The sequence below is a fragment of the Bradyrhizobium sp. SZCCHNR1002 genome (assembly GCF_032381435.1).
Lineage (GTDB): Bacteria > Pseudomonadota > Alphaproteobacteria > Rhizobiales > Xanthobacteraceae > Bradyrhizobium > Bradyrhizobium aeschynomenes.
The window spans coordinates 552168-576756 of sequence record NZ_JAUHIS010000004.1; the positions used below are offsets into that span (position 1 = coordinate 552168).

28 protein-coding genes are annotated in these 24589 nt (G+C 64.9%); 18 read left to right on the forward strand and 10 right to left on the reverse strand.

Annotation, left to right across the window (positions count from 1 at the left end):
- The first annotated feature begins 11 nt into the window (after window positions 1–11).
- From QX108_RS22075 to cynS, 5 genes are all read left to right on the forward strand, one after another.
- Window positions 12–887, forward strand: coding sequence for a sulfurtransferase (locus tag QX108_RS22075; RefSeq protein ID WP_315782347.1), 876 nt, complete (start codon window positions 12–14; stop codon window positions 885–887).
- A 96-nt stretch (window positions 888–983) separates the two neighbouring features.
- The gene (locus QX108_RS22080) at window positions 984–2369 is read left to right on the forward strand and encodes a CmpA/NrtA family ABC transporter substrate-binding protein (protein WP_315719331.1); all 1386 of its coding nucleotides are present in this window, start codon (window positions 984–986) and stop codon (window positions 2367–2369) included.
- A gap of 181 nt (window positions 2370–2550) precedes the next feature.
- Window positions 2551–3390, forward strand: a complete 840-nt coding sequence (ntrB, locus tag QX108_RS22085; protein WP_315782345.1) for a nitrate ABC transporter permease — start codon at window positions 2551–2553, stop codon at window positions 3388–3390.
- Window positions 3391–3398: 8 nt separating this feature from the next.
- On the forward strand, window positions 3399–4301 hold the full coding sequence (locus QX108_RS22090) for an ABC transporter ATP-binding protein (RefSeq protein ID WP_315719333.1): 903 nt from the start codon (window positions 3399–3401) through the stop codon (window positions 4299–4301).
- Window positions 4302–4348: 47 nt separating this feature from the next.
- Window positions 4349–4837, forward strand: coding sequence for a cyanase (gene cynS / locus QX108_RS22095; protein WP_315782342.1), 489 nt, complete (start codon window positions 4349–4351; stop codon window positions 4835–4837).
- Between the two features lie 82 nt (window positions 4838–4919).
- On the opposite strand, the gene QX108_RS22100 is transcribed toward cynS, so the two are convergent.
- Window positions 4920–5243: a DUF1476 domain-containing protein gene (locus QX108_RS22100; RefSeq protein WP_315719335.1), complete on the reverse strand. Its 324-nt coding sequence runs from the start codon at window positions 5241–5243 to the stop codon at window positions 4920–4922.
- Between the two features lie 312 nt (window positions 5244–5555).
- Here QX108_RS22100 and purC point away from each other — a divergent pair, with 312 nt between their 5' ends.
- From purC to QX108_RS22135, 7 genes are all read left to right on the forward strand, one after another.
- Window positions 5556–6323, forward strand: a complete 768-nt coding sequence (gene purC / locus QX108_RS22105; RefSeq protein ID WP_008974302.1) for a phosphoribosylaminoimidazolesuccinocarboxamide synthase — start codon at window positions 5556–5558, stop codon at window positions 6321–6323.
- Window positions 6324–6336: 13 nt separating this feature from the next.
- Entirely contained in the window at window positions 6337–6579 is a 243-nt protein-coding gene (gene purS / locus QX108_RS22110) for a phosphoribosylformylglycinamidine synthase subunit PurS (RefSeq protein WP_315706343.1), read from the forward strand.
- Between the two features lie 6 nt (window positions 6580–6585).
- Window positions 6586–6840, forward strand: coding sequence for a hypothetical protein (locus tag QX108_RS22115; protein WP_315782339.1), 255 nt, complete (start codon window positions 6586–6588; stop codon window positions 6838–6840).
- Window positions 6837–7538 carry a phosphoribosylformylglycinamidine synthase subunit PurQ gene (gene purQ / locus QX108_RS22120; protein ID WP_011925794.1) on the forward strand — a complete coding sequence of 234 codons (702 nt, stop codon included), beginning with the start codon at window positions 6837–6839 and terminating at the stop codon, window positions 7536–7538. Before QX108_RS22115 ends, purQ begins: the two co-directional genes overlap by 4 nt.
- Before the next feature lie 145 nt (window positions 7539–7683).
- On the forward strand, window positions 7684–8256 hold the full coding sequence (locus tag QX108_RS22125) for a hypothetical protein (protein WP_315782336.1): 573 nt from the start codon (window positions 7684–7686) through the stop codon (window positions 8254–8256).
- Between the two features lie 267 nt (window positions 8257–8523).
- On the forward strand, window positions 8524–9810 hold the full coding sequence (locus QX108_RS22130) for a DUF1236 domain-containing protein (RefSeq protein ID WP_315782917.1): 1287 nt from the start codon (window positions 8524–8526) through the stop codon (window positions 9808–9810).
- A 243-nt stretch (window positions 9811–10053) separates the two neighbouring features.
- Window positions 10054–10791: a tetratricopeptide repeat protein gene (locus QX108_RS22135; protein ID WP_315782334.1), complete on the forward strand. Its 738-nt coding sequence runs from the start codon at window positions 10054–10056 to the stop codon at window positions 10789–10791.
- Between the two features lie 232 nt (window positions 10792–11023).
- Here the strand turns inward: QX108_RS22135 and QX108_RS22140 are convergent, their stop codons facing one another.
- Window positions 11024–11506, reverse strand: a complete 483-nt coding sequence (locus QX108_RS22140) for a PaaI family thioesterase (protein WP_315782332.1) — start codon at window positions 11504–11506, stop codon at window positions 11024–11026.
- A 197-nt stretch (window positions 11507–11703) separates the two neighbouring features.
- Here QX108_RS22140 and purL point away from each other — a divergent pair, with 197 nt between their 5' ends.
- Window positions 11704–13914 carry a phosphoribosylformylglycinamidine synthase subunit PurL gene (gene purL, locus QX108_RS22145; protein WP_315782330.1) on the forward strand — a complete coding sequence of 737 codons (2211 nt, stop codon included), beginning with the start codon at window positions 11704–11706 and terminating at the stop codon, window positions 13912–13914.
- Between the two features lie 117 nt (window positions 13915–14031).
- Here purL and QX108_RS22150 read toward each other — a convergent pair whose 3' ends face one another.
- Window positions 14032–15228, reverse strand: a complete 1197-nt coding sequence (locus QX108_RS22150; protein WP_315782328.1) for an acyltransferase — start codon at window positions 15226–15228, stop codon at window positions 14032–14034.
- Window positions 15229–15398: 170 nt separating this feature from the next.
- Between QX108_RS22150 and QX108_RS22155 the strand changes: the two genes are divergently transcribed.
- Both QX108_RS22155 and QX108_RS22160 read left to right on the forward strand, forming a co-directional pair.
- Entirely contained in the window at window positions 15399–15575 is a 177-nt protein-coding gene (locus tag QX108_RS22155; RefSeq protein ID WP_315782326.1) for a hypothetical protein, read from the forward strand.
- 81 nt (window positions 15576–15656) lie between these two features.
- Window positions 15657–15830, forward strand: coding sequence for a DUF1328 domain-containing protein (locus tag QX108_RS22160; RefSeq protein WP_315719343.1), 174 nt, complete (start codon window positions 15657–15659; stop codon window positions 15828–15830).
- A 71-nt stretch (window positions 15831–15901) separates the two neighbouring features.
- On the opposite strand, the gene QX108_RS22165 is transcribed toward QX108_RS22160, so the two are convergent.
- On the reverse strand, window positions 15902–16267 hold the full coding sequence (locus QX108_RS22165; RefSeq protein WP_315782323.1) for a DUF427 domain-containing protein: 366 nt from the start codon (window positions 16265–16267) through the stop codon (window positions 15902–15904).
- Between the two features lie 244 nt (window positions 16268–16511).
- Here QX108_RS22165 and QX108_RS22170 point away from each other — a divergent pair, with 244 nt between their 5' ends.
- A complete protein-coding gene (locus tag QX108_RS22170; protein ID WP_315719345.1) occupies window positions 16512–16751 on the forward strand; it encodes a BolA family transcriptional regulator in 240 nt (79 codons plus the stop codon).
- A 35-nt stretch (window positions 16752–16786) separates the two neighbouring features.
- On the forward strand, window positions 16787–17989 hold the full coding sequence (locus QX108_RS22175) for a low temperature requirement protein A (RefSeq protein ID WP_315782321.1): 1203 nt from the start codon (window positions 16787–16789) through the stop codon (window positions 17987–17989).
- Here QX108_RS22175 and egtD read toward each other — a convergent pair.
- Window positions 17965–18936 (reverse strand): L-histidine N(alpha)-methyltransferase, encoded by a 972-nt coding sequence (gene egtD / locus QX108_RS22180; protein WP_315782319.1) that lies wholly within the window; start codon window positions 18934–18936, stop codon window positions 17965–17967. The genes QX108_RS22175 and egtD overlap by 25 nt on opposite strands.
- Before the next feature lie 53 nt (window positions 18937–18989).
- The gene (gene egtB / locus QX108_RS22185; RefSeq protein WP_315782317.1) at window positions 18990–20243 is read right to left on the reverse strand and encodes an ergothioneine biosynthesis protein EgtB; all 1254 of its coding nucleotides are present in this window, start codon (window positions 20241–20243) and stop codon (window positions 18990–18992) included.
- A 306-nt stretch (window positions 20244–20549) separates the two neighbouring features.
- On the opposite strand from egtB, the gene grxD reads away from it, so the two are divergent.
- Complete coding sequence (gene grxD / locus QX108_RS22190) at window positions 20550–20888, forward strand: Grx4 family monothiol glutaredoxin (RefSeq protein WP_006609190.1); 339 nt, start codon at window positions 20550–20552, stop codon at window positions 20886–20888.
- Window positions 20889–21036: 148 nt separating this feature from the next.
- Here the strand turns inward: grxD and QX108_RS22195 are convergent, their stop codons facing one another.
- The 4 genes from QX108_RS22195 to QX108_RS22210 form a co-directional block, all read right to left on the reverse strand.
- Window positions 21037–22104, reverse strand: coding sequence for a threonine aldolase family protein (locus QX108_RS22195; RefSeq protein ID WP_315782915.1), 1068 nt, complete (start codon window positions 22102–22104; stop codon window positions 21037–21039).
- A 74-nt stretch (window positions 22105–22178) separates the two neighbouring features.
- Window positions 22179–22718, reverse strand: a complete 540-nt coding sequence (locus QX108_RS22200; RefSeq protein WP_315782314.1) for a hypothetical protein — start codon at window positions 22716–22718, stop codon at window positions 22179–22181.
- A 212-nt stretch (window positions 22719–22930) separates the two neighbouring features.
- Window positions 22931–23548 carry a 30S ribosomal protein S4 gene (gene rpsD / locus QX108_RS22205; RefSeq protein WP_315782312.1) on the reverse strand — a complete coding sequence of 206 codons (618 nt, stop codon included), beginning with the start codon at window positions 23546–23548 and terminating at the stop codon, window positions 22931–22933.
- A gap of 216 nt (window positions 23549–23764) precedes the next feature.
- Entirely contained in the window at window positions 23765–24589 is an 825-nt protein-coding gene (locus QX108_RS22210) for an acyltransferase (protein WP_315782310.1), read from the reverse strand.

The following is a 24589-nucleotide window of genomic DNA, read 5'->3' on the forward strand; positions in this document are numbered from 1 at the left end:
AGAGGCCTGCCATGACGGACGTTCTGATTACTGCCGGCGAACTCGCCGAGTTCATCAAGACCGAGCCGAGTGTCGTGATCGACACCCGCAATCCCGATGCCTACGCTGCGGGACATCTTCCCGGCGCCGTGAACGTCCACGAGATCTTCACCTATCTGGCCACGTCGACGCCGGAAGGCATCGCGGAGCTGAAGACGAAATTCGCGGACGCCTTCGGCGCTGCCGGACTGTCGGGCGCCGAGACCGCGGTCGTCTACGAGCAGTCGATGAACTCCGGCTTCGGCCAGTCCTGCCGCGGCTACTTCCTGCTCACGATGCTCGGCTATCCCAAGGTGAAGGTGCTGCATGGCGGCTACGACGCCTGGGTCGGAGCCGGCATGCCCGTCACCACCGACGTGCCGTCGCCGGCCAAGGCGTCGTTCGCGATCGTGCCGGAGGCGGGCAGCATCCTGATCGATGCCAAGGCGATGTTGGCCGCGGTCGGCAATCCCGCGATCGCGATCCTCGACGTCCGCGACGTCGACGAGTGGATCGGCGATTCGTCCTCGCCGTATGGCAAGGACTTCTGCCCGCGCAAAGGTCGCATTCCCGGTGCGGTGTGGCTCGAGTGGTACCGCATGATGAAGCCGACCGCGGAAGGCCCGCGCTTCAAGTCGAAGGACGAGATCCTCGCCGAATGCGCCACCGTCGGCATCACGGTCGACACACCTGTCTATCTCTACTGCTTCAAGGGCGCACGGGCCTCGAACACCTTCCTGGCGTTGAAGAACGCCGGCGTGAAGGATGTGCGGATGTATTTCGGCTCGTGGAACGAGTGGTCGCGCGACCCGTCGCTGCCGATCGAGGAAGGTCTCCCGATGCCGGCGATGACCAGCAAAGCGGCATAGAAGCTGCATGAGATGCACGTCCGGCCGCTGAAAAATGCGGCCGGATGAGCAGTTCGGAGGCGCTGACAGCGCAGGTGTGACAAAGGGGCGCAGCACATGTCGATTTTCGATGATCCGTTCGATGCCGATTCACGGGTGAATGCCGGTTGTATTTGCGGCGAGCATCGCAGCCCGGCCGAACACGAGCACGCCATGCTGGCGTTGCGCTGCGAGCCGGTCGCGGACTCCCAGGAGAAGCGCTACGAGAACGTCGTCGCATCGGCCGTGCTGCGCGCGGTGTTTCCGGAAGCCGCCACGCGGCGCGCGTTCCTGAAGACGGTCGGCGCCGCCACGGCGCTGGCTGCGGTCTCGCAGTTCTTCCCGCTGAAGACCGCGACGGAAGCGTTCGCAGAGGCCGGCACACCGGAGAAGAAGGATCTCAAGGTCGGCTTCATCCCGATCACCTGCGCGACCCCGATCATCATGGCGGCTCCGCTCGGATTCTATGCCAAGGCCGGGCTGAACGTCGAGGTCGTCAAGACCGCCGGCTGGGCCGTGATCCGGGACAAGACCATCAACAAGGAATACGACGCCGCCCACATGCTGGCGCCGATGCCGATCGCGATCTCGCTGGGCCTCGGCGCTCAGCCGATCCCGTTCACCGTGCCCGCCATCGAGAACATCAACGGGCAGGGCATCGTGCTGTCGATGAAGCACAAGGACAAGCGCGATCCGAAGGACTGGAAGGGCATGAAGTTCGCCATTCCGTTCGACTACTCGATGCACAATTACCTGCTGCGCTATTACCTGGCCGAGCACGGCATCGATCCCGATACCGACGTGCAGCTGCGCTCGGTGCCGCCGCCGGAAATGGTGGCGAACCTGCGGGCCGACAACATCGACGGCTTCCTCGCGCCCGACAACATCTGCCAGCGCGCGATCTATGATGGCGTCGGCTATCTCCACATCCTGTCGAAGGAGATCTGGGACGGTCATCCCTGCTGCAGCTTCGCTGCCAGCCGCGAGTTCATCACCACGGCGCCGAACAGCTTCGCTGCGCTGACACGCGCCATCGTCGATGCCACCGCCTATGCGTCCAAGGCCGAGAACCGCAAGCAGATCGCCGAAGCGATCGCGCCGGCCAACTACATCAACGCGCCGGTGACCGTGCTGGAGCAGGTGCTGACCGGCACCTATGCCGACGGCCTCGGCGGTGTGAAGACCGATCCGAAGCGCGTCGATTTCGATCCGTTCCCGTGGCAGTCCTTCGCGGTGTGGATGCTGACGCAAATGAAGCGCTGGGGCCAGATCAAGGGCGACGTCGACTACAAGGCCGTGGCCGAGCAGATCTATCTCGCGACCGACACCCGCAAGGTCATGACCGACATGGGGCTCTCGCCCCCGAAGGACTCCTACAAGTCGTTCTCGGTGATGGGCAAGAGCTTCGATCCGACCAAGCCGGACGACTATGTCGCCAGCTTCAAGATCAAGAAGGCGTCGTGATGGGGATGATGGACGCCACCCTGCTGACCACGCCACCGGTGTCGTCCCGGCGAACGCCGGGACCCATACGCCGCGGCCTCGCTTGGGGCAGGGGCGGCAGCGGCAATCTTATCCATCCACTGAGTTCGGTGGTTATGGATCCCGGCGTTCGCCGGGATGACGGCGGTGGGTGGGGCTGCTGATGACCGCCTCACTCCGCCTCCGCGCCGCGGTCGTCTCCATCGTTTTGCTCGCCGTCTTCCTCGGCGCCTGGCACATTGCCACGCGCAGCACCGGGACGGCCGCCAACATGAGCCCGGAATACGCCAAGCTGATGGGCATGACGGCGACCCAGGGCAAGTCGGCGATGCCTGGACCGCTCGATATCGGCGCCAAGCTGTGGGAGCATCTGCGGCGACCGTTCTACGACAATGGCCCGAACGACAAGGGGCTCGGCATCCAGCTTGCCTTCTCGCTCGGGCGGGTCATGCTCGGCTATCTCATTGCGGTCGCCATCGCGATTCCGCTGGGCTTCCTGATCGGCATGTCGCCCTTGATGAGCAAGGCGCTCGATCCGTTCATCCAGATCCTCAAGCCGATCTCGCCTCTCGCCTGGATGCCGCTGGCACTCTACACCATCAAGGATTCCAGCCTGTCGGCGATCTTCGTGATCTTCATCTGCTCGGTGTGGCCGATGCTGATCAACACCGCTTTCGGGGTCGCCAGCGTGCGCAAGGAGTGGATCAACGTCGCGCGCACGCTCGAGGTCGGGAATTTCCGACGTGCCTTCACGGTGATCCTGCCGGCGGCGGCGCCGACGATCCTCACCGGCATGCGAATCTCGATCGGGATCGCATGGCTGGTCATCGTCGCGGCCGAGATGCTCGTCGGCGGCACCGGCATCGGCTACTTCGTCTGGAACGAGTGGAACAACCTCTCGATCACCAACGTGATCATCGCGATCCTGCTGATCGGCGTCGTCGGCATGGTGCTGGACCAGCTCCTCGCCCGCGTGTCGCGGCTCGTGACGTTTCCGGAGTAGGGCGTGCCATGACCGACAAGTTCATCTCCATCGAGGGGGTCGCCAAGCGCTACGACGGGGCGCGGAGCACGACGATCTTCGAGAACCTCTGGCTCGCGATGGCGCGCGGCGAGTTCGTCTGCGTGATCGGGCATTCCGGCTGCGGCAAGACCACGGTGCTCAATATTCTCGCCGGGCTCGACGCGCCGAGCGAGGGCGCGGTCATCGTCGACGGCCAGGCCATCGAAGGCCCCAGCCTCGACCGCGCGGTCATCTTCCAGAGCCATGCGCTGCTGCCGTGGCGGACGGTGCTCGGCAACGTCGCCTATGCGGTCTCCTCGAAATGGCGCAAATGGGATCGCGCCAAGGTCAAGGCGCATGCGCTCAAATATATCGAGCTGGTCGGCCTCGCCGGCTCCGAGCACAAGCGTCCCTCCGAGCTCTCCGGCGGCATGAAGCAGCGCGTCGGTATCGCTCGCGCATTGTCGATCACGCCGAAGATCATGCTGATGGACGAGCCATTCTCCGCGCTCGACGCACTGACCCGCGGCACCCTGCAGGACGAGGTCCGGCGCATCTGCGTCGAGACCGGGCAGACCGTGTTCATGATCACGCACGACGTGGACGAGGCCATCTATCTTGCCGACAAGATCGTGCTGATGACCAACGGACCCGGCGCGGTGCTGGCCGAGATCGTCGAGAACCCGCTGCCGAAGGACCGGCTGCGCGGCGATCTGCATCGCCACCCGCTGTATTATTCGTTGCGCAACCACATCATCGATTTCCTGGTCAGCCGCAGCAAGACCTTCACCGCGGAGACGCCGGACCACGATCCGCGCAAGGTGCCGGTGGTGAAGATCGGCCGGACCGAACCGACGATCGTGGCGTCCAAGGCGGCCGACAGCGACGCACCGCAGGCGGTGGCGCGCTGACGCTCAGAAGAAACCCATCAACGAAGGCCCATCAAGGGAGACCAAGCATGAAGCGATCCGACCTGACCGAGAAGCTGCTCGACATCAAGCGCGAGAAGGGCTGGAGCTGGAAATACATCTGCGAAAAGATCGGCGGCTATTCCGAGGTGCTGATCGTCGGCGCCATTCTCGGCCAGATGAAGCTGACCAAGCCGCAGGCCGCCAATGCCGGCGAGCTGTTCGGTCTCTCCAAGAGCGAAATCTCGATGTTGAACGAGACGCCGATGCGCGGCGAGGGCGTGCAGATGCCGCCGACCGATCCCTTGATCTACCGCTTCTACGAGCTCGTGATGATCAACGGTCCGGCCTGGAAGGAGCTGATCCAGGAGGAGTTCGGCGACGGCATCATGTCGGCGATCGATTTCGACATGGTGATGGAGCGCCTGCCGAACGCCAAGGGCGACCGCGTCAAGATCACGATGTCGGGCAAGTTCCTGCCGTACAAATACTACGGCGCGAGCGGCAACGTGCCGGAATACGGATTCAAGGAAGAGTAGGAGAGGGGCGAGTAGCGAATAGGGAGTAGCGAATAGGGGTTCTCCACTATTCGCTACTTGCCCATTCGCTATTCAACTGCTTTCACTGTCCCGCCTTGACCTGGGCCACGGCAGTCGCCAGCAGCTCGCTCATCTTCGCGCGTACATCCGCCTCGGTGACGGCCGCGCCCTTGGCGGTGAGATCGCCCAGCACCTTGCGCAGCACGTCGGCGTCGCCGGCCTCCTCGAAATCGGACGCGACGACCTCCTTGGCGTAGGCATCGGCGTCAGCGCCGGACTTGCCGAGCTTTTCGGCGGCCCACAGGCCGAGGAGCTTGTTGCGGCGGGCTTCCGCCTTGAACTTCAATTCCTCGTCATGGGCGAATTGCTTCTCGAACGCGTCCTCGCGCTTGTCGAACGTGGTCATGGTCGGAACTTCCAGTGTTGCCGAAAAGGGTTAACCGCGGAGGCGGTTGCGGGGCGGTGGCCGCACGCCTAAATAATTGGAACACCTTGTCAATACAACGGGCACGAGGCCGCAGGGAAGGGCGGTAAAACTCCTCCTCCGGGGTCTGGATCGATTGTGCTCGGGACACCAATGGGATAGGTTTCCCACAGGCCCGGTTCTTGTTCTGTTTCCTATGGATCCAGGCCCTCGCGGCAGCTCCGTCGTGGTCCTGTCCAAAGTCATCCGGAGCCCACCAATTTCATGGATTTCAACAAAACACGGTACATCCCAATGAGCCGTCGGCGTCGCATTTATGAAGGCAAGGCCAAGGTCCTTTACGAAGGTCCCGAGCCGGGCACCCTGATCCAGCACTTCAAGGACGACGCCACCGCCTTCAATGCCAAGAAACACCAGGTGATCGAAGGCAAGGGCGTCCTCAACAACCGGATCTCGGAGTACCTGTTTCAGCACCTCAACGACATCGGGGTGCCGACCCACTTCATCCGCCGTCTCAACATGCGCGAGCAGTTGATTCGCGAGGTCGAGATCGTTCCGCTCGAGGTCGTGGTGCGCAACGTGGCGGCGGGCTCGCTGTCGCAGCGCCTCGGCATCGAGGAGGGCACCCAGCTGCCGCGTTCGATCATCGAATTCTATTACAAGAACGACCAGCTCAACGACCCCATGGTGTCGGAAGAGCACATCACTGCGTTCGGCTGGGCGACGCCCCAGGAGATCGACGACATCATGGCGCTCGCCATCCGCGTCAACGACTTCCTGACCGGTCTCTTCCTCGGCATTGGCATCCGCCTGGTCGACTTCAAGATGGAATGCGGCCGGCTGTTCGAGAACGAGATGATGCGGATCATCGTCGCCGACGAGATTTCCCCCGATTCGTGCCGGTTGTGGGACATCAAGTCGAACGAGAAGCTCGACAAGGACCGCTTCCGTCGTGATCTTGGCGGCCTTCTGGAGGCCTATACCGAGGTCGCCAAGCGGCTCGGCATCCTCATGGAGAACGAGCGCCCGGCTGGCTCCGGCCCGGTTCTGGTCAAGAGCTAAAGGAATCAGAGACGTGAAAGCGCGTGTCACGGTGACACTGAAATCCGGCATCCTCGATCCCCAGGGAAAGGCGATCGAGGGCGCCCTCAAATCGCTCGGTGTCGACGGCGTTGCCAGCGTGCGCCAGGGCAAGGTGTTCGACATCGAGCTCGCCGGCGCCGACAAGGCCAAGGCGGAGGCGGCCCTGAAGGCGGCCGCCGACAAGCTGCTCGCCAACACGGTGATCGAGAATTACCGGGTGGAGCTGCTGGGGTAGGACGATATGGCCGAGGTCAGCAGCGAGCTCCTGCTAGAGATATTGAGGTCGATCCAGGCGCGACTTGCGCAAATGGACGGCAAGATCGATGAACTCAAGCAGGGCATGATGGCATTGGGCACAGCTCAGAATGCCACTCGGCAAGATATCACCGGCGTATATCAAGAAATCTCTGCCATTCACGCCACTTTGGTTCGCCACGAGGGCCGTCTCGATCGTATCGAGCGGCGGCTCGAACTCAACGATGTGCCTTCACTATGAAATCCGCCGTCCTCGTCTTCCCCGGCATCAATCGCGAACGCGACATGGCGCGCGCGCTACGAATGATCTCCGGCCATGAGCCGGCGATGGTCTGGCATGCCGAGACGTCGCTGCCCAAGGGCACCGACCTCGTCGTCGTCCCGGGCGGCTTCTCCTATGGCGACTATCTGCGCTGTGGCGCGATCGCGGCGCGGGCGCCGGTCATGGATGCGGTGCGCGATCACGCCGCCAAGGGTGGCCTCGTGCTCGGCGTCTGCAACGGCTTCCAGATCCTGTGCGAATCCGGCCTGCTGCCGGGCGTGCTGATGCGCAACGACCGGCTGAAGTTCATCTGCAAGGACGTGCATCTGCGCGTCGAGCGTTCGGATTCGCCGTTCACCCGCGGCTACAATGCCGGTCAGGTGATCCGCGTGCCGGTCGCCCATGGCGAGGGCAACTACGCGGCGGACGAGGAGACCTTGAAGCGGCTCAATGGCGACGGGCGCGTGCTCTATCGCTACTGCTCGGCCGAGGGCGAGGTCGGCGACCTCAGCAACATCAACGGCGCGGCGCATTCCATCGCCGGAATCGTCAACGAGAACGGGAATGTGCTCGGCATGATGCCGCATCCCGAGAATCACGTCGAGGACATCATGGGCTGCACCGACGGCCGCGGCCTGTTCGCCGGCCTCGTCGCGCATCTCGACCGCGCCGCCTGATCACCTCGCAACGCCGTCATGTGTCGTTCGGCCGCTCGCCGGCCGGACCTACAAACGACCGATTGGTGATCGAGGTTGCGGGACGTTCCTCCATCTCCCGGATGTCCATGACGTCCGCCCCTGCCTCGATCCCGACGGTGCCTTGATGTCGACGCTGCCCCTCACTTGGCGCGCCCTGCGCTGGCTGCTCTTGTCCGCGTTGCTCTCGGTTGTCCCCGGCATTGGCGCGGCTCGGGCTGAGACACCGGCGGCAGCGCCCGCGGCCGCCGCTGCGCCGTTCGCGGTGAGCGGCTGGAAACCGCAGCGGCCGAATGGCGCCGACGTGACCTTCTTCCTGTGCGAGGACGCCAAATGCGGCCCCGGCTCGAAGGTGAGCTATCGGCTCTACCCGCCCAACACGACCATGACGATCGAGCAATTCCGCGCGTCTCAGGAGCAGACCGTCAAGCTGCTCGACCGGCGCGTGCCCGGCCAGACCACCACGATTCTCGGCGTCGATGGCGACAAGGGCACCGGTGTGCCGCGGGTGTTTCGTGTCAGGCGCCTGAAGGTGGCACCTGACGGGACCCGGGAATATCAGGTCAGCGGCGTGCTGTTCGGGGTGAAGGGCAGTGCGAGCCTGATCAGTTCGGCAGATAGCGAGAAAGGCAGCACCACCAACTTTGCGCAGTTTGCCGTTCCGGTCCTGGTTCTGCTCGGGCTGCCGCCGCGGCAGTGACTGTAAGCGCAGCGGTCCGCAGCGCGACGCTTCGCATCTTTGCCCGCACGCGGTCCTGGGCTTCGGTGAAGGCGCCGTTCATCGAAATCGTTCCGCGCGATTTTTCTGAGCCGCCCGGCAACGCCGAGCGGCTGTTCGCGTTGTCCGCCCGCGAATGGGGCAGGGAACCAAGGAGGTTCTCTCATGACGACGAAACATTGGCTGGGAACGGCCGCAATCATTCTGGCGATCGGCACGGCATCCGGTGCTGCATCGGCCCAATCCGAGATGAAGCGCGAGGGCGGCCCCGCCGCTTCGTCGGCGCGCGAGGCGACGCGTCCGGCCGCGGAGGCGAAGGGCGAGGCCAAGGGTGAGGTGAAGAGTGGCGCTGCGGCCGCCGAGCGCGCGGGGTCCGAGGCGAAGCAGAGCGCGCAGGAGCAGCGCCGCGGCGAGCCTTCGCCGGCTGCAGGGCGCGAGCAGGCGCAGGAACGATCGTCCGAGCGTTCGGCGCATGACGCCAAGCAAAGCGCCGAGAGCAAGGGCGGTGCAGCCGCCGAGCGCGCCCGCGATGCCAAGGACAGCGCCGAGTCGAAGTCGGCCACCGACAGCAAGCAGGCCGACAAGCAAGCAGACGGCAAGACCAAGGCCGAATCCAAGGCAGAGTCCAAGGCAGAGTCCAAGTCGCAGCAGGACCGTGCCGCAGAATCCAAATCGGGGGGCAAGTCCGACCGCGAAGCGGATCGCAGCGACCGTAACGGCGCCGACAAGGACAAGACCCGGCAGAGCCAGGACGAACGCAAGACCGGCACGTCCGACAAGGCTGCGGACAAGGCGGCCGACAAGCCGGACAACGACCGCAACAAGCAGGCCAATCAGCCCGGTGGCGCGGACACCAAGAGCTCGACTGCGCAACAGAACCAGCAGTCCGGTCCCGCCGGCGCTGCTCCGCAGACCGGACAGGCCAACAATCAGGCCCAGCCGAACGGCAACCGCACCAACGCCCAGGTTCAGGTCAACGACCAGCAGCGAACGCAGGTCGTCGATCGGTTGCGCCGTGATCGCGATCTCGACCGCGCGCGCACCGACATCAACATCCGCATCAATGTCGGCGAGCGCCTGCCGGAGCGCGTGCGGCCCCGTCCGCTTCCGACCGACATCATCGCGATCGTGCCGGAATATCGCGGCTACGAGTACACCGTCGTGCATGACGAGATCGCGATCGTCGATCCGCGCAGCCGCGAGATCGTCGATGTGATTCCGCAGAACGGCGTGCGTGCCGACCGGGGCTATGACCGCGGCGGCTATGGCGTGAGCTCGACCCGTATCGTGCTGTCGGATGATCAGCGCCAGATCCTGCGTCGCGCGGCCACCGAGACGGGCACCGTGGGCTCGACGACATCGTCGTCTTCCACCTCGTCCGGCTCGAGCTGCCTGAGCCTGCGCCGCGTGCCGGACGAACTCGCCCGGGCCAATCCGGAGCTCGCGAACTATCAGTATCTGGCGATCGGCGAGCAGGTCATTCTGGTCGACCCGCGGGATCAGAAGGTGGTGCAGGTCATCGACCAGCAGCAGTAACACCCCGCGGCGAGTCCGCGGGTTCGAGGGCGGGAGCGCGACGCGCTTCCGCCCTTTTTTGATACAAAGGATGGCGTTCCGTACGACCATCGAACGTGCCACGCGTCCTTGGTTTGAACCCTCTGTTGTCCGGACGCGTCAAACTGGCATCGTCGGTCGGATCGGCGCGGAGGGCGGGATTGTCGGCCGCGCGCGGCCACGCTATCAACGTCGGCGTGTAAAGCCGTGAGTGGGGGATCTGCCGTGCCCGTCGCACTTGTCGTACTGCTGCTCGACATTTCGCTGATCTACCATGCATCGCGCACCGGACGCATGCAGCCCTGGGCCTTCATCATCCTGATGGTGCCGATGATCGGCGCGCTGGCCTACATCGTGGTCGAGCTGGTCCCCGAATGGCTCGGCAGTCACGACGTGCAGAAGGCGCGCAAGCGCGTCGCCAACAAGCTCGATCCCGAAAAATACTATCGCGAGTTGTCGGATCGCGTCGCTGTCACGGACACGATCGCCAACCGCGCCGCGCTGGCCGAGGAATGCGTGGCCGTCGGTCGCTATGACGAGGCCGAGCAGCACTACGACCACATCCTCAGCCTGCCGATGGGCCACGAGCCGCTGTTCGCCCTCGGCAAGGCCAGGGCCCAGTTCGCGCGCCGGCGTCCCGCGGATGCGCTGGCGACGCTCGACGAGCTGCAGAAGACCTGGCCGGACTACAATTCGTCCGACGCGCATCTGCTCTATGCCCGCGCCTTGCAGGACGCCGGCCGCACTGACGAGGCGATCGAGGAATATCAGGCGCTGCTGGACTACGCGCCGAGCAGCGAAGCCAAGGCCCGCTACGGATCGCTGCTCAAATCAGTCGGTCGCGTCGACGAGGCCAAGGTGGTCTTCACGGAGCTCCTGATCCAGATGAAGCGCTCACCCCGCCACGTCCGCAAGGCCCAGGCCGAGTGGATCGCCGTCGCCGAAAAGCAGATCGCGGGGTAGCGGGGGCGGTTGGCGACGAACGCTCCCTCCACGCGTCATTCTGGGGCGCGCGCAGCGCGAGCCCGGAATCCATACTCACGAACGGGCATGTGTCGCGAGCTGCGCGTGGCGCCGATCTCCGTCCCAACCACCGCTCGGGGGTATGGATTCCGGGCTCATTCGCGCTGCTTCAAAATGGCTTCGCCATTTTGTGCGCGAATGCCCCGGAATGACGGCGAGCTATTGGCTCCCGCTACGGCGAGCTCGCCGCCTCCGGCGTCCGCCGCTTCACCCGCTTGATCGTGCCGGAGAACGAGAACAGCGGCTTGGTGCCGGAATGCAGCATGCCGCGCAGGAAGATCAGCGAGGCGCCGGCGCGGGTGACCTCGCCGGTGGCTTCGATCAATTCGCCCTCCCGCGCGGCGTCGAGGAATTCGGAGGAGAACGACACGGTCACGCCCGGCCCCTGCAGGATCGGCGCGGCAAAGGCGAACAGGCAGTAGTCGGCGAAGGTCATCAGGCAGCCGCCATGGACGTTGCCGGCGCCGTTGAGGTGCTTCTTCTCGACCCGGAAGGCGCAGCGGATCGAGCCGTCGTCCTCCATCCGGTGCCAGAACGGTCCGGTGTGGGATTCGTAGCTGTCGCGCATCCAGGTGCGCCAGCCGGCGAACTCGCCTGATGTGGCGATGTGGATACCGGGGCGGTTCTCGAAGGCGGAACGGGACAGGTCGTGCACGTGTGGGGGCCTTTAATTGTTGATTTACCGTCTTAAATCCGATCAGTCGCCATTCTGCAAATATCCCACGGGGCGGTCCGGGCCAAAGCTCTGGACAGGGCGGAATAGGGCCGTAAAAGGCCTTTTCCCACTTGGCCTCTGTATCTATGAAGCAGGGTTCAAGGGACCAGCGGCCCACGGGGCAAAGGCATCTCTCCATGCGCAATGAACCGCAGATCACCCCCGAGCTCGTCGCCGCCCACGGCCTGAAGCCGGACGAATATGAGCGCATCCTGAAGCTGATCGGGCGGGTGCCGACCTTCACCGAGCTGGGCATCTTCTCGGCGATGTGGAACGAGCATTGCTCGTACAAGTCGTCGCGCATCCATCTGCGCGGGCTGCCGACCAAGGCGCCATGGGTGATCCAGGGCCCGGGCGAGAATGCCGGCGTGATCGACATCGGCGACGGCCAGGCCGTCGTGTTCAAGATGGAGAGCCACAACCACCCGAGCTACATCGAGCCGTACCAGGGGGCCACGACCGGCGTCGGCGGTATCCTGCGCGACGTCTTCACGATGGGCGCACGCCCGATCGCGTGCCTCAACGCGCTGTCGTTCGGCGCGCCCGAGCACCCCAAGACCAAGCATCTCGTTTCGGGCGTCGTCGCCGGCATCGGCGGCTACGGCAATTCGTTCGGCGTGCCGACGGTGGGCGGCCAGACTCGCTTCCACACCCGCTACGACGGCAACATCCTGGTCAACGCCATGGCGGTCGGCCTCGCCGACGCCGACAAGATCTTCTATGCGGCTGCCTCCGGCGTGAACATGCCGATCGTCTATCTCGGCTCCAAGACCGGCCGCGACGGCATCCACGGCGCCTCGATGGCCTCGGCCGAGTTCGACGACTCCTCGGAGGAGAAGCGCCCGACGGTGCAGGTCGGCGACCCCTTCGCCGAGAAGCTGCTGCTGGAGGCGTGCCTTGAGATCATGGCCGCCGACTGCGTGATCGCGATCCAGGACATGGGCGCGGCAGGCCTGACCTGCTCGGCGGTCGAGATGGGCGCCAAGGGCGACCTCGGCGTCGACCTCGATCTCAATTGCGTGCCGACCCGTGAGGCCGGCATGAGCGCCTATGAGATGATGCTCTCCGAAAGCCAGGAGCGCATGCTCATGGTGCTGAAGCCGGAGAAGGAGAAGGAAGCCGAGGCGATCTTCCGCAAATGGGGCCTCGATTTCGCCGTCGTCGGCTACACCACGCCGAGCAAGCGCTTCGTCGTCAAGCATGGCGGCGACGTCATGGCGGATCTTCCGATCAAGGAGCTGGGCGACGAGGCGCCGCTGTATGACCGTCCGCATGTCGCCTCGCCGGCGCTGCCGGTGATCCATGCTCGCGAGGTCAAGCCGCCGATGGACATCGTCCCGGCGCTGGAGAAGCTGATCGCGACGCCGGATCTGTGCTCGAAGCGCTGGATCTGGGAGCAGTACGACCACGTCATTCTCGGCAACACCGTGCAGCGCCCCGGCGGCGACGCCGCCGTCGTGCGCGTGCAGGATTGGCCGAAGGGGCTCGCGCTGACCGTGGACGTCACGCCGCGCTATTGCGAGGCGGACCCGTTCGAGGGCGGCAAGCAGGCGGTGGCCGAAGCCTGGCGCAACATCACCGCGGTCGGCGGCCGGCCGCTCGCCATCACCGACAATCTCAATTTCGGCAATCCGGAGCGACCCGAGATCATGGGCCAGTTCGTCGGCTGCCTGAAGGGCATCTCGGAGGCCTGTCGCGCGCTCGACTTCCCCGTCGTGTCCGGCAACGTCTCGCTCTACAACGAGACCAACGGCCGGGCGATCCTGCCGACGCCCTCGATCGGCGGCGTCGGCCTGCTCGACGACTTCACCAAGTCGGCGAGCATCGCCTTCAAGGCCGAGGGCGAGGCGATCCTCTTGATCGGCGAGACCCATGGCTGGCTCGGCCAGTCGGTCTATCTGCGCGACGTCTGTGGCCGCGAGGAGGGCGCCCCGCCGCCGGTCGATCTCGCCGCCGAGAAGCGCATCGGCGATGTCGTCCGCGGCATGATCCACGCGGGCACGGCCACCGCGGCGCATGACCTGTCCGATGGCGGCCTGCTGGTCGCGCTGGCAGAGATGGCCATGGCCTCCGGCATCGGCGCGCGGCTTCTGGCTTCACCAGCTTCCATCGTGCCGCACGCCTATTGGTTCGGCGAGGACCAGGCCCGCTATCTCGTGACGGTGCCGGAGACTGAAGCCGGCCGCGTGCTCGCCAAGATGCGCGGCGCCAGCGTGCCGTGCACGCGGATCGGCACGACGGGCGGGGCAGCGCTGGCCATTGCGGGCGAGGCCTTGGTCGAGGTCGACGCGCTGAAGAGCCGCTTCGAGAGCTGGCTGCCGAGCTACATGGGCGGTAGCGCCGCATAGCCCACCGTTCGGGCAGTAGTCAGCCTTCGTCTTTGTGAGCGCAGCGACGCAATCCAGGGCTCAGGCGAGACTTCTGGATTGCTTTGCCGCTGCGCTCCTCGCAATTGACGTCGGGGCCTACAGCACGCTCTTCGCACCCGGGATCTGTCGAAGCACCCAGGTCGCGCCCCAGCTCAGCAGCACGCTGCCGACGAATGCGATCGTCGCCTTGGCGACGGCCGGTAGATTGAGGTCGAACAGCCAATACTGGATCCACAGCACGATGGGGTAGTGCACCAGGAACATGCCGTAGGCATCGGCCTGCATGCGGTCGAGCACGGAGAATTCCGAGCGGCGGTGGTTGAGGAAGTAGGACAGGATCGCGAACATCATCGCGGCGCTGAAGATCACGAACAAGAAGCCGTAGGCGGCTTCGTACCATTGCGGCAGCTCCGGCGGGTTGCCCAGCACCTGACGCTTGATCGTGATCAGCACCCACAGCAGCGCGTAGGGCACGATCGTGACCACGATCCAGGCGCCGAGGCCCCGCTGCGACATCTGCCCCTCTGCGGCCAGCAGGCCGCGCTCGAAATTTGCCGCGCCGATGCCGGCGCCGACATAGAAATAGGCAGCATAGAGCAGGATGCGGCTGGCCTGCACCGAGAACGGCCCGGCCTCGAACCAGTGGGTCGGCCCGAAATAGAGCCGGGACGGAATGTACAGCAGGCCCGTGATCAGCAGGAAGACGAAGAAGAAATCGCGCGGTTGGTCGAAGGCCCGCAGCGACAGCTGGTTGATCGGCTCGAGCAGGCGCGGCGAGAGTCTGTAGAGCAGTGCGGCCGATATGTCGAAAGCCAGCAGCACCCAGATGAACCAGATCGGACCGCTCGGCCACGGACCTTGGGTGACCGTCTTCCACCAGAAGGCGGAGAAGGTGGCCTCCGGATTGGCGCGCAGCTCGATCGCATAATAAGCGAGGGGAATGACTGTCAGCGCGGCGACGGCGAACGGCAGACCGAGCCGCAAGAGCCGGTCGCGCAGGTGCTGCATCATCGACTTGTGAGCAAGCCCCGACCATACGAATAGCCCCGACAGGAAGAAGAACATGGCCATGAAGAAGCTGTCGGTGGCCAGCACGATGCCGTCGAAGCCGAGGAAGGAGGTCGAATCGGTGTGCCCGAAATAAGTGTAGGGAATCACGGCGTGATGCAGCAACACCACCAGCGTGAGGAACGTGCGGGCGTGGTCGAGCGCAGCGTTGCGCGCCCGCGCCCGCGGGCGGGCCTGAAGCTCCACCTTGGCGGCAGCCGCCGATTGCGTAACCGATATGACCATATACCCCCCAGCGCCGCTGCTGCCGTGCCCGCTTAGCCGATGATACTCCTGCATCGTCTCGCTGCGGAGGCGTGATGCGAACGTCGATTCCAAGGCTGCGCGAGCGAAAATGAATCAGCTCGTGTGATTTTGGCGCCGCCAGCGCTGGAGCGTTGGCCCCGAGCAGGCGCATGACGGCGCCGGAATACCAGATGTCGTTGTCGGTGCTGCAAATCAGCAAGCGCAGCGGCCCGCAAGCCGTTTTCTCAAGCTTCGCCGATTATTCACACCCGATCTCGATACGAACGAACCGGCTACGAAGTTACGGACCGGGCCGCTCGAAGTTGCGTAAATTCCAGGCGGTTTGAATGGCCCAAGGAACCGGTTCCCGGCGGCGTCGTTAGTGAGGCGAACGCGCCGGGGACGGCGCTGCACCGGAGGACCATACCGTGACTCTTCTCAAATGGGCGCTGCTGTTCTTCTTGATTTCGGTGGTCGCCGGCATCCTCGGCTTCACCGGAATTTCGGCAGCTTCCGCGGACATTGCGCGGATCCTGTTCTACATCTTCCTGGTGATCTTCCTCGTGCTCCTGATCCTCGGACTGACGATCTTCAGGGTGTAGCAAGTCATCGGATTGGATTTCCAGATCGACCGCTGCACCGGTGTGGCCAGCGGCGGTCGATCAGTTCAGCATCACTCGACCGCGACTTCCTCGATCCGCACCTTGTCGGGGTAGAATGCCAGATAGCCTGCAATCTCGGCCATCGCGGGGAAGGGCGTCTCGTAGCTCCAGATCGCATTCTCCAATGTCTTGCCGCCCGCGACGATGCTGAAATAGCTGGCGTCGCCCTTGTACGGGCAATGGGTGATGCGATCGGTTTTTCTGAGCGCGTCCATCGCGGCATCGGTCCGCGGGACATATTGAACAGCCGGATAGCTCGCTTCCTTCAGCGTGAGTGCGCCCGTGGTGTCGGCGATGACGACGCCATCGGCGAGCACCCGCACGCGCTTCGGGTTGCGGGCGATGCTGATCGGGTGGTCCGGCCCTGGAAGCTTCATGTCATACCCCTCAATGTCGAAACGCCGACGCCATAGCCCTTCGCCATCCCATTCTCGGGTGCGTCACCCGGTCCCGGGTCCGTTCGCCGGTCCCGGTATATAGTGGTTCCGAACGTGACCTCGAAACCCGTCCGCGCTAGATTCGGCCATCACGGTCGCGCGAGAACGCCTTGATTCGTACCGTTCGACGGGCCACTAAGGGGAGCTGCAGCCGCGGCCCGCCGACAGAAGGAGATGCACCGGGATGCCCATGGATGCCCACGATATCGAACAGATGATCAAGGCCGCCATCCCCGACGCCCAGGTGACGATTCGTGATCTCGCCGGGGACGGCGACCATTACGCCGCGACCGTGATCTCCGAGGCCTTCCGCGGCAAGTCCCGCGTGCAGCAGCACCAGCTCGTCTATCAGTCGCTGCGCGGCCAGATGGGCGACGTTCTGCATGCGCTTGCGCTTCAGACAGGGGTGCCCGACCAGCGCTGATCGAGGCCGCAGACGGCAGCACGCATCCGGGGGAGATGGCGTTGGACAATCCGCGTGGTGCGCTGTTCCGCGTGCTCGAGCCGAATCGGCACAGCCGGGTCACGTTCGTCGAGCTGTTCTTCGATCTGGTCTTCGTCTACGCGGTGACGCAGATCTCGCATCATCTGATCAGCCATTTCACGCCGCTGGGGGCCGCGCAGACGGCGGTGCTGTTTCTCGCGGTGTGGTGGGTGTGGGTCTACACCGCCTGGGTGACCAACTGGCTCGATCCCGAGAAGGCGCTCGTGCGAGGCCTGTTGTTTGCCTTGATGCTGGCGGGCCTCGTGCTGTCGATGTCGATCCCGCGCGCGTTCGAGGACCGCGGTCTGTGGTTCGCGATCGCCTACGCCGCTATGCAGGTCGGCAGGACCGCCTTCTGGTTCACGGTCACGCCGCCGCAGCGGGCGCCGGTCCGCCGCAACGCCGCTCGCATTCTGTCCTGGCTCAGCGCCTCAGCCGTGCTCTGGCTGCTCGGCGGACTTGCCGAAGGGCCGGTCCGGATGGCGCTCTGGTGCGCCGCGCTCACGCTCGAATACATCTCGCCTGCCGTGCGCTTCTGGATACCGGGCCTCGGCGCGTCGACCGCGGAAGACTGGATGGTCGAGGGCGGCCACATGGCGGAGCGCTGTGCGCTTTTCATCATCATCGCGCTCGGCGAATCGATCGTCGTCACCGGCGCGACCTTTGCGGAGCTCGATTGGACCGGCGCCAACATCGCAGCCTTTGCCTGTGCCTTCGTTGGAACAGTCGCGATGTGGGCGGTGTATTTCAACCGCGGCGCCGAGGCTGGCTCGGAGATGATCTCGCGCTCCAGCCAGTCCGGGCTCATCGCGCGCTCGGCCTACACCTATCTGCACATGCCGATCGTCGCCGGCATCATCGTGTCGGCGGTGGCCGATGAGATCGTGCTCAAACATCCGCTCGGCCACAATGACGTCAAGACGGCCGCGGTGCTGATTGGAGGACCGTTCGTCTTTCTGGTCGGAACGATCCTGTTCAAGCGCGAGGTTCGCGGGTTTCTTCAACTGTCACATGGCGCCGGGCTGCTCGCGCTGGCAGGCCTCAGCTGGTTCGCGACCGAGCTGTCGCCCCTGGTTCTCTCGGCGCTGACGAGCGCGCTGCTAGCGATCGTCGCGGTGTGGGAAACGCTCTCGCTTCGCGCCAAGCCAGAGCCTCACGCCTCGGCGACGAGCGCCTGAACCGAGAACATCTTCTCAGCGTCGGTCCACACCGTCTGGACCTTCCAGCCTGAGCCGCGCGCCAGCGCGCCGAAGCGTTCGATGCTGTATTTGTAGCTGTTCTCGGTGTGAATGCTTTCCCCGGCGCGGAACGAGATCGTCGTTCCCAAAAGACGCACCGCCTGCGGCTTCCGTGCGATGAGATGCATCTCGATGCGGTGCTGCTCGCGATTGTAGATCGCACGATGGACAAAGGCCGACAGGTCGAAATTGCCGCCGAGCTCACGATTGATCCGCAGCAGCAGATTGAGGTTGAATCGCGCCGTCACGCCGGCCGCGTCGTTATAGGCGGCGTGCAGCACGCGCTCATCCTTCTCGAGGTCGACGCCGACGATCATCAGCGCCCCGACGCCCAGGATCTCGCGCGCCGAGCGCAGAAAGCGGCAGGCCTCGTGCGGCTCGAAATTTCCGATCGTCGATCCCGGAAAGAAGCCGACCTTCGGCTTGCCTTCGATGGCGTCCGGCAATTTGAACGCCGTCGTGAAATCGGCGATCACCGGATGGACGGCGAGATCGGGGAAATCGCGGCGCAGGCTGTCGGCCTGTGCCGTCAGGAAGTCGCCGGAAATGTCGACCGGCACATAGGCCGCAAAGCGGCAGCTTTCCAGCAGCAGCCGCACCTTGGTGGTGGCGCCGGCGCCGAACTCGACCAGGGCCGCATCTCCCGGAATGATCCCGGCGATGTCGGCGCCGCGATCCCTGAGAATGCCGAGCTCGGTCCTCGTCGGGTAGTACTCCGGCAGCCGTGTGATCTGCTCGAACAGGTCGGATCCGGCGGCGTCATAGAAATATTTCGGCGACAGCTGCTTGGGTTGCTGCGTGAGACCTGCGACCGCCTCCTGCGCGAAGGCCGACGTCTTGTCGTCGGGCAGATGGGCGTCGGACAAAGCGTTGACGTGCACGTTCATGATACTCTCCTGGACGCGCACAGGCGCGACTCTCGGGCCTTGCTGCCGGCGGTTCAGGCGTAGTCGGCGAGCCGGAGGCCCGTGAACTGCCAGCGGTGGTGCGGATAGAAGAAATTGCGGTAGCTGACGCGGCTGTGGCCCGCCGGCGTTGCGAGCGACGATCCGCGCAGCACCAGCTGATTGACCATGAATTTGCCGTTATACTCGCCGAGCGCGCCTTCGATGGCGCGATAGCCCGGGTAGGGGCTGTAGGCGCTCCGCGTCCACTGCCAGACAATGCCGAAGGCGTCGTTGAGCTGATGGCCGCGCGCGGCGACCTCCCATTCCATCTCGGTCGGCAGGTGCCTGCCGGACCAGCGTGCGAAGGCGTCGGCCTCGTAGTAGCTGACGTGGCAGACGGGTGCGTTCGGATCGACGGATTTCAATCCGCCAAGCGTCATGATCCGCCACTCGCCTTCGACCTTGTACCAGTGCCCTGGCGCCTGCCAGCCTTCGCGGCTGGCCGCGGCAAAGCCGTCCATGAGCCAGAGCGTCGCCGTCGCGTAGCCGCCGTCCGCCATGAAGGCGAGCCAGTCGGCGTTGGTGACGAGATTGCGCGACAGCTTGACCGGGCCGACGAGCGCCCGGTGGGCCGGTCGTTCATTGTCGAAATGGTAGCCGTCGCCGGCATGCCCCACCGTGTGGATGCCTTCGGGGAGACTGACCCACTCCTCGCCGGCGCCCGTCGGGGTCGGAAATGTCCAGGCCGGATCGTAGGCGGGGGCGATCGGATTCTGCGCGAACGCATGCAGGATGTCGGTCAGCATCAGCTCCTGATGCTGCTGCTCGTGATTGAGACCGACTTCGACGAGCGGCGCGATGGCGGCCAATGTGGCCGCATCGGTGCTGCCCAGGAAGTCCACCATCGCCGTATCGACATGCCGCCGATAGGCGGCGATGTCGGCCACTCCCGGTCGGGTTATCAGCCCGCGCTCGCCCCGCGTGTGACGTGGGCCCGCGCTCACGTAGTAGGAGTTGAAGAGAAAGGCGTAATCCGCATGAAAAGGGGTGTATCCTCGGCAGTGTTGGCCCAGCACGAACTGCTCGAAGAACCACGTGGTATGGGCCCGATGCCATTTGGCCGGACTGGCATCCGGCATCGACTGGATGACCTGATCCTCCGGACTTAGCGGCGCCGCACGGCGCTCGGTCTCGCCACGAACGGCCAGAAAAGCCTCGATCAAGCTCTCGCTCTGGGGGGCCGAGCGGGAGGTCTGTCGCACGTCTGTGATGGAAAGCGGGGCCGTGGCGGAGGCTGAACTGGTCACGAGGGTCTCCGTATGCCTGCAGAAAACGACGTTCGGCGGAACAAGTTCCTTTGGACGGTTCGTCCTAAATAGGGGCTTGGTTACGGGATGAAACCCTCGTTCCGGCTATAATATTGCTGCCGTCAGGCTATCGTCCGGCAGGATGGCGGGGCTGCGCGCGGATCCTCGGCATTTTACTTTGGCTGAACAACGGTTTGCGCTACATATAGGACAGTGACCCGTCGAGCCGGGACGACCTGCAACCTGGCGCGATCAGAGCGGCACCGAGCCCCAGGCGTTCCTTGAGGCGCCCTAGAGGAAGCGAAGATGAGCATCGAGCAATTCATTGACAACGAAGTGAAGTCGAACGACGTCGTCCTGTTCATGAAGGGGACGCCGCAGTTTCCGCAGTGCGGATTTTCCGGCCAGGTCGTGCAGATCCTCGACCATGTCGGCGTCGGCTATAAGGGCCTCAACGTCCTGGAATCCGCGGAGCTGCGCAACGGCATCAAGACGTTCTCGAACTGGCCGACGATCCCCCAGCTCTATGTGAAGGGCGAGTTCGTCGGCGGCTGCGACATCGTCCGCGAGATGTTCCAGAGCGGCGAGCTGCAGCAGCTGTTCACCGACAAGGGCATCCCGGTCGGCACGGCGGCGTCCGCCTGAGCTATCCCGTCCGCAGCAGCAGACATCACGGCGTTGACGCCATCATCAACGCCGTGAACTGGTCATTGCTCAGCAGACGGCCGCCGAGCTCGGCGCGCGTCGCGAGCGATGTGCACCGATTGATCTAGAGGCGCTCGTGCCTTGATCCTCATGCGCCGCGCACGATCTCCCTGACATGTCCGATCGTTTCCTCGATCATCGCGGCTGACACATCGAGATGCGTGCAGGCGCGGATGCGGCCATCCATCATCGCCAGCAGCACACCGCGTTTGCGGAGTTCACTCACCATCTTGTCGCCGGAGACGCCTGTACCGTCCGGCTTGAAGAACACCAGATTGGTCTCGGGCTCCTGCACCTCGACGCCCTGAATCTGTGACAGCCCTCGGGCCAGCGCGCGCGCATTGGCGTGATCCTCGGCCAGCCGGTCGACGTGATGATCGAGCGCGTAGATGCAGGCGGCCGCCACCACGCCGGCCTGACGCATCGCGCCGCCGAGGCGCTGCTTCCAGCGCCAGACCTCGTCGATGAAGGCCGCGCTGCCGGCGAGCACGCCGCCGATCGGCGCGCCCAGACCCTTGGAGAAATCGATCCAGGCCGAATCCCAGCCGGCGGTCATGCCGGCAGCCGAAATGCCAGTGGCGACGGTGGCATTGAGCAGCCGCGCGCCGTCCATATGCGTCGCCATGCCGTTCGCCTTGGCGATCGCAACGATTGCGTCGAGATCGGCCTTCTTCCAGATCGTGCCGCCGCCGATATTGGCGGTCTGCTCGACGCTGACGACGGTCTGAGGCGGCTGATAGCGGGAGCGCGGATGCAGCGCGGCGCGGAACGTCTCCGGCGTGAACTGGCCGTCGGGGCCCTTCAGCTGCGTCACCTGGAAGCCGCCGAGCGCGGCATGTGCGCCACCCTCGCGCGAGATGATGTGCGCGGTCTCGTGCGCCAGGATCTCGTCGCCGGGGCGACAGTGCACCAAGGTGGCCGCGACGTTGCACATCGTGCCCGACGGCATCAGCACCGCCGCCTCCTTGCCGAGCAGCGCAGCGACGCGGGCGGTCAGCTCGTGCACGGTCGGATCGTCGCCGATCTGCTCGTCGCCGACCTCGGCCCGCGCCATCGCCTCGCGCATCGCGGCCGTGGGACGCGTCTGCGTGTCGGACAGAAGATTGACGCGCAAGGGCGGCGCCTTGGGATCGCGCGGGGGCGGGGTGTAATACATCGGCAGTCCTCGTTCGGCTTTCACGTGAGGACCTTACCCAACTCGCGCCGCTCCCGCAAAAAGCTCCTCCTCGATCAGGCCGCGCGCGGCGGATTGAGCCAGATGTCCGGCCGCCGCAACGGCCGGGCTTCGATCGGTTCGGCCACCAGCGCCGGCGCCTCGACGCAGTCGAACACCCAGGACTCCAGCGGGCTCCGGCGCGAGGGTGAAAGAACCAATGACGCGCCCGGGCGCTGCCGCTTGATGTTCCAGCCCATGTTCACCGCGGCCCAGCCGACGAGCATGGTTTGCCACTCGTCAGCGGGTTCGGGAGAATTGTCGAGACAATGGAGAAGTTCGAGCGCGAACGGATCGTAGCGAAGTTGCGCGTCGGCAAAGGTGAGCCCGGTGCCGAGATGGCGGATCACATGGGCTGTCGCATCGGACTGGACGTGCCAGCAGGAGCGTTCGAGAAGGTCGAAGACGGTCGACGGGTAGAGGCCGTCGTTGAAACGGTAGCGGATCCCCGAGAGCCGCGCGCGTAATGGTGAAGCGCGCAACGGCGGCAGAGGTGGAGCACCGACCGCATCGGCCGGCAACGCACCGAAGATGATATTGCGCCTGTTGAACTCCATGGCGAACGCCCCGCTACTTTACAACTGCGGGCAGTGAATCACGGGTCGGATTCGCTGTCAGCCCCAGGTGAGGCGATTCGGTGGCAAGTGTGGCATTCGGGAATCGGTTCGCATCATCCGAAAACCCAAAGCAGACGTCCAAAAACAAAGGCCCCGGCGCGTGCCAGGGCCTTCGGATTATCAGATGTGGGCGGAGCAGCGCTCCGTCAAGATCAGCGCGAGTAGAACTCGACGATCAGATGCGGCTCCATCTGCACCGCGAACGGCACGTCCGACAGCGCCGGGATGCGGATGAACTTCGCGGTCATCTTGGAGTGATCGGCCTCGATGTAGTCGGGCACGTCGCGCTCGGCGAGCTGGCTGGCTTCCAGCACCACGGCGAGCTGCTTCGAGGCTTCCTTGACCTCGATCACGTCGCCCGGCTTGACCTGGTAGCTCGCGATGTTGACCTTGCGGCCGTTCACCTTGATGTGGCCGTGGTTGATGAACTGGCGCGCGGCGAACATCGTCGAGACGAACTTGGCGCGGAACACCACGGTGTCGAGACGGCGCTCGAGAATGCCGATCAGGTTCTCGCCGGTGTCGCCCTTGAGACGGCCGGCCTCGACATAGATGCCGTGGAACTGGCGCTCGGAGATGTTGGCGTAGTAGCCCTTCAGCTTCTGCTTGGCGCGCAGCTGCACGCCGAAGTCGGAGAGCTTGCCCTTGCGGCGCTGGCCGTGCTGGCCGGGGCCGTATTCGCGGCGGTTGACGGGGCTCTTCGGGCGGCCCCAGATGTTCTGGCCCATGCGGCGATCGATCTTGTACTTCGCCTCACTGCGCTTAGTCATCGCGTCCTCTTCAGTCTTTCGTTCGGGTTTGAGGAAACGCGCCCTCCTGTGTGTCCCGGGAACCGGGTCCACCGACAGGCCCATCCCCAAAGCATGAAGGGACGAGGCCACGGGTCGCGAAACGCAACGCGGGCCGAAAGCGGCCCGCGAGCAGGGCGGTTCTTAAGGGAGAAACCGCTGACTTGTCAAACCTTAACCGCCCCTTTTGCCGGCAAATCACCCCTGCGGCCCCCCGACGGAGGTGATTTTCGGCCGTTTCGGCTCGCAGTCCCGGTCGATCCCCGCCAATCCCGGCCCGAGAGCCGATGAAGCCCTCAGCTCGGCCGCGATCTCGCCGTTCAGCACCTCTTCGAGCCGGATCGCGGTCCTGGCGATCATCGCGCCGTCGGTCACCCGGTGATCCCAGCGGATCAGGATGTCGATGGTCTGGTCCGGCCGGACGACGTCGTAATTGATGATGAACGGCCCCGGGCTCAGGGCGTGCAGCCGGCCGCCTCCGCAGGCGGCGATGCTGGTGACGGAGAAATTGCCGAACCAGTTGGCGCGCTGGCGGCCGAAATTCAGCCCGACCCACCAGGCGAAGCGGCGCAGCGGGAGCGGTAACCGGGTCGCCCGCATGATCTTGCGGAACATGGCGACATCCTCGACCGGCGCCTCCTTGCCCTGCCGGATCATGGCGTCGATTTCGGCCAGCGACATCGTCTCCGGCCCGGAGACGCGCTGGGGCAGCACGCAATCCTCACCATTCTCGACCCGGGCGATGGTGACGGTGGCCACGCTGCGCGGCAGCTCGTAGAAGCAGCGCCGCGGCCAGCCGGTGTAGAGGGTGCGGAGCACCGGCTCGTCGCGGGCGATCAGCGCGAACGCCTTGACGAAAACAGCGGCGAAACCGGGCGGACGGACGGCCGCGGCGCGGGCGTCCAGCAGCGGACCGATCCGGATCGCGCGGGCCACGGACACGAACGGCACGTCGCGCGAGGCATGCATCAGATCGATGATCAGACGGCGGTGCAGCGAAATCGGCCTGGTCGTTCCGCGCAT

Excerpts from the sequence above, each read along its gene's own strand:
- QX108_RS22075 (WP_315782347.1), top strand. The coding sequence starts at position 12 with ATGACGGACGTTCTGATTACTGCCGGCGAACTCGCCGAGTTCATCAAG.
- QX108_RS22080 (WP_315719331.1), top strand. The coding sequence starts at position 984 with ATGTCGATTTTCGATGATCCGTTCGATGCCGATTCACGGGTGAATGCC.
- ntrB (WP_315782345.1), top strand. The coding sequence starts at position 2,551 with ATGACCGCCTCACTCCGCCTCCGCGCCGCGGTCGTCTCCATCGTTTTG.
- QX108_RS22090 (WP_315719333.1), top strand. The coding sequence starts at position 3,399 with ATGACCGACAAGTTCATCTCCATCGAGGGGGTCGCCAAGCGCTACGAC.
- cynS (WP_315782342.1), top strand. The coding sequence starts at position 4,349 with ATGAAGCGATCCGACCTGACCGAGAAGCTGCTCGACATCAAGCGCGAG.
- QX108_RS22100 (WP_315719335.1), bottom strand. The coding sequence starts at position 5,243 with ATGACCACGTTCGACAAGCGCGAGGACGCGTTCGAGAAGCAATTCGCC.
- purC (WP_008974302.1), top strand. The coding sequence starts at position 5,556 with ATGAGCCGTCGGCGTCGCATTTATGAAGGCAAGGCCAAGGTCCTTTAC.
- QX108_RS22115 (WP_315782339.1), top strand. The coding sequence starts at position 6,586 with ATGGCCGAGGTCAGCAGCGAGCTCCTGCTAGAGATATTGAGGTCGATC.
- purQ (WP_011925794.1), top strand. The coding sequence starts at position 6,837 with ATGAAATCCGCCGTCCTCGTCTTCCCCGGCATCAATCGCGAACGCGAC.
- QX108_RS22125 (WP_315782336.1), top strand. The coding sequence starts at position 7,684 with ATGTCGACGCTGCCCCTCACTTGGCGCGCCCTGCGCTGGCTGCTCTTG.
- QX108_RS22130 (WP_315782917.1), top strand. The coding sequence starts at position 8,524 with ATGAAGCGCGAGGGCGGCCCCGCCGCTTCGTCGGCGCGCGAGGCGACG.
- purL (WP_315782330.1), top strand. The coding sequence starts at position 11,704 with ATGCGCAATGAACCGCAGATCACCCCCGAGCTCGTCGCCGCCCACGGC.
- QX108_RS22150 (WP_315782328.1), bottom strand. The coding sequence starts at position 15,228 with ATGGTCATATCGGTTACGCAATCGGCGGCTGCCGCCAAGGTGGAGCTT.
- QX108_RS22155 (WP_315782326.1), top strand. The coding sequence starts at position 15,399 with ATGACGGCGCCGGAATACCAGATGTCGTTGTCGGTGCTGCAAATCAGC.
- QX108_RS22165 (WP_315782323.1), bottom strand. The coding sequence starts at position 16,267 with ATGAAGCTTCCAGGGCCGGACCACCCGATCAGCATCGCCCGCAACCCG.
- QX108_RS22170 (WP_315719345.1), top strand. The coding sequence starts at position 16,512 with ATGCCCATGGATGCCCACGATATCGAACAGATGATCAAGGCCGCCATC.
- QX108_RS22175 (WP_315782321.1), top strand. The coding sequence starts at position 16,787 with ATGGCGTTGGACAATCCGCGTGGTGCGCTGTTCCGCGTGCTCGAGCCG.
- egtD (WP_315782319.1), bottom strand. The coding sequence starts at position 18,936 with ATGAACGTGCACGTCAACGCTTTGTCCGACGCCCATCTGCCCGACGAC.
- grxD (WP_006609190.1), top strand. The coding sequence starts at position 20,550 with ATGAGCATCGAGCAATTCATTGACAACGAAGTGAAGTCGAACGACGTC.
- QX108_RS22195 (WP_315782915.1), bottom strand. The coding sequence starts at position 22,104 with ATGTATTACACCCCGCCCCCGCGCGATCCCAAGGCGCCGCCCTTGCGC.
- QX108_RS22200 (WP_315782314.1), bottom strand. The coding sequence starts at position 22,718 with ATGGAGTTCAACAGGCGCAATATCATCTTCGGTGCGTTGCCGGCCGAT.
- rpsD (WP_315782312.1), bottom strand. The coding sequence starts at position 23,548 with ATGACTAAGCGCAGTGAGGCGAAGTACAAGATCGATCGCCGCATGGGC.
- QX108_RS22210 (WP_315782310.1), bottom strand. The coding sequence starts at position 24,589 with ATGCGCGGAACGACCAGGCCGATTTCGCTGCACCGCCGTCTGATCATC.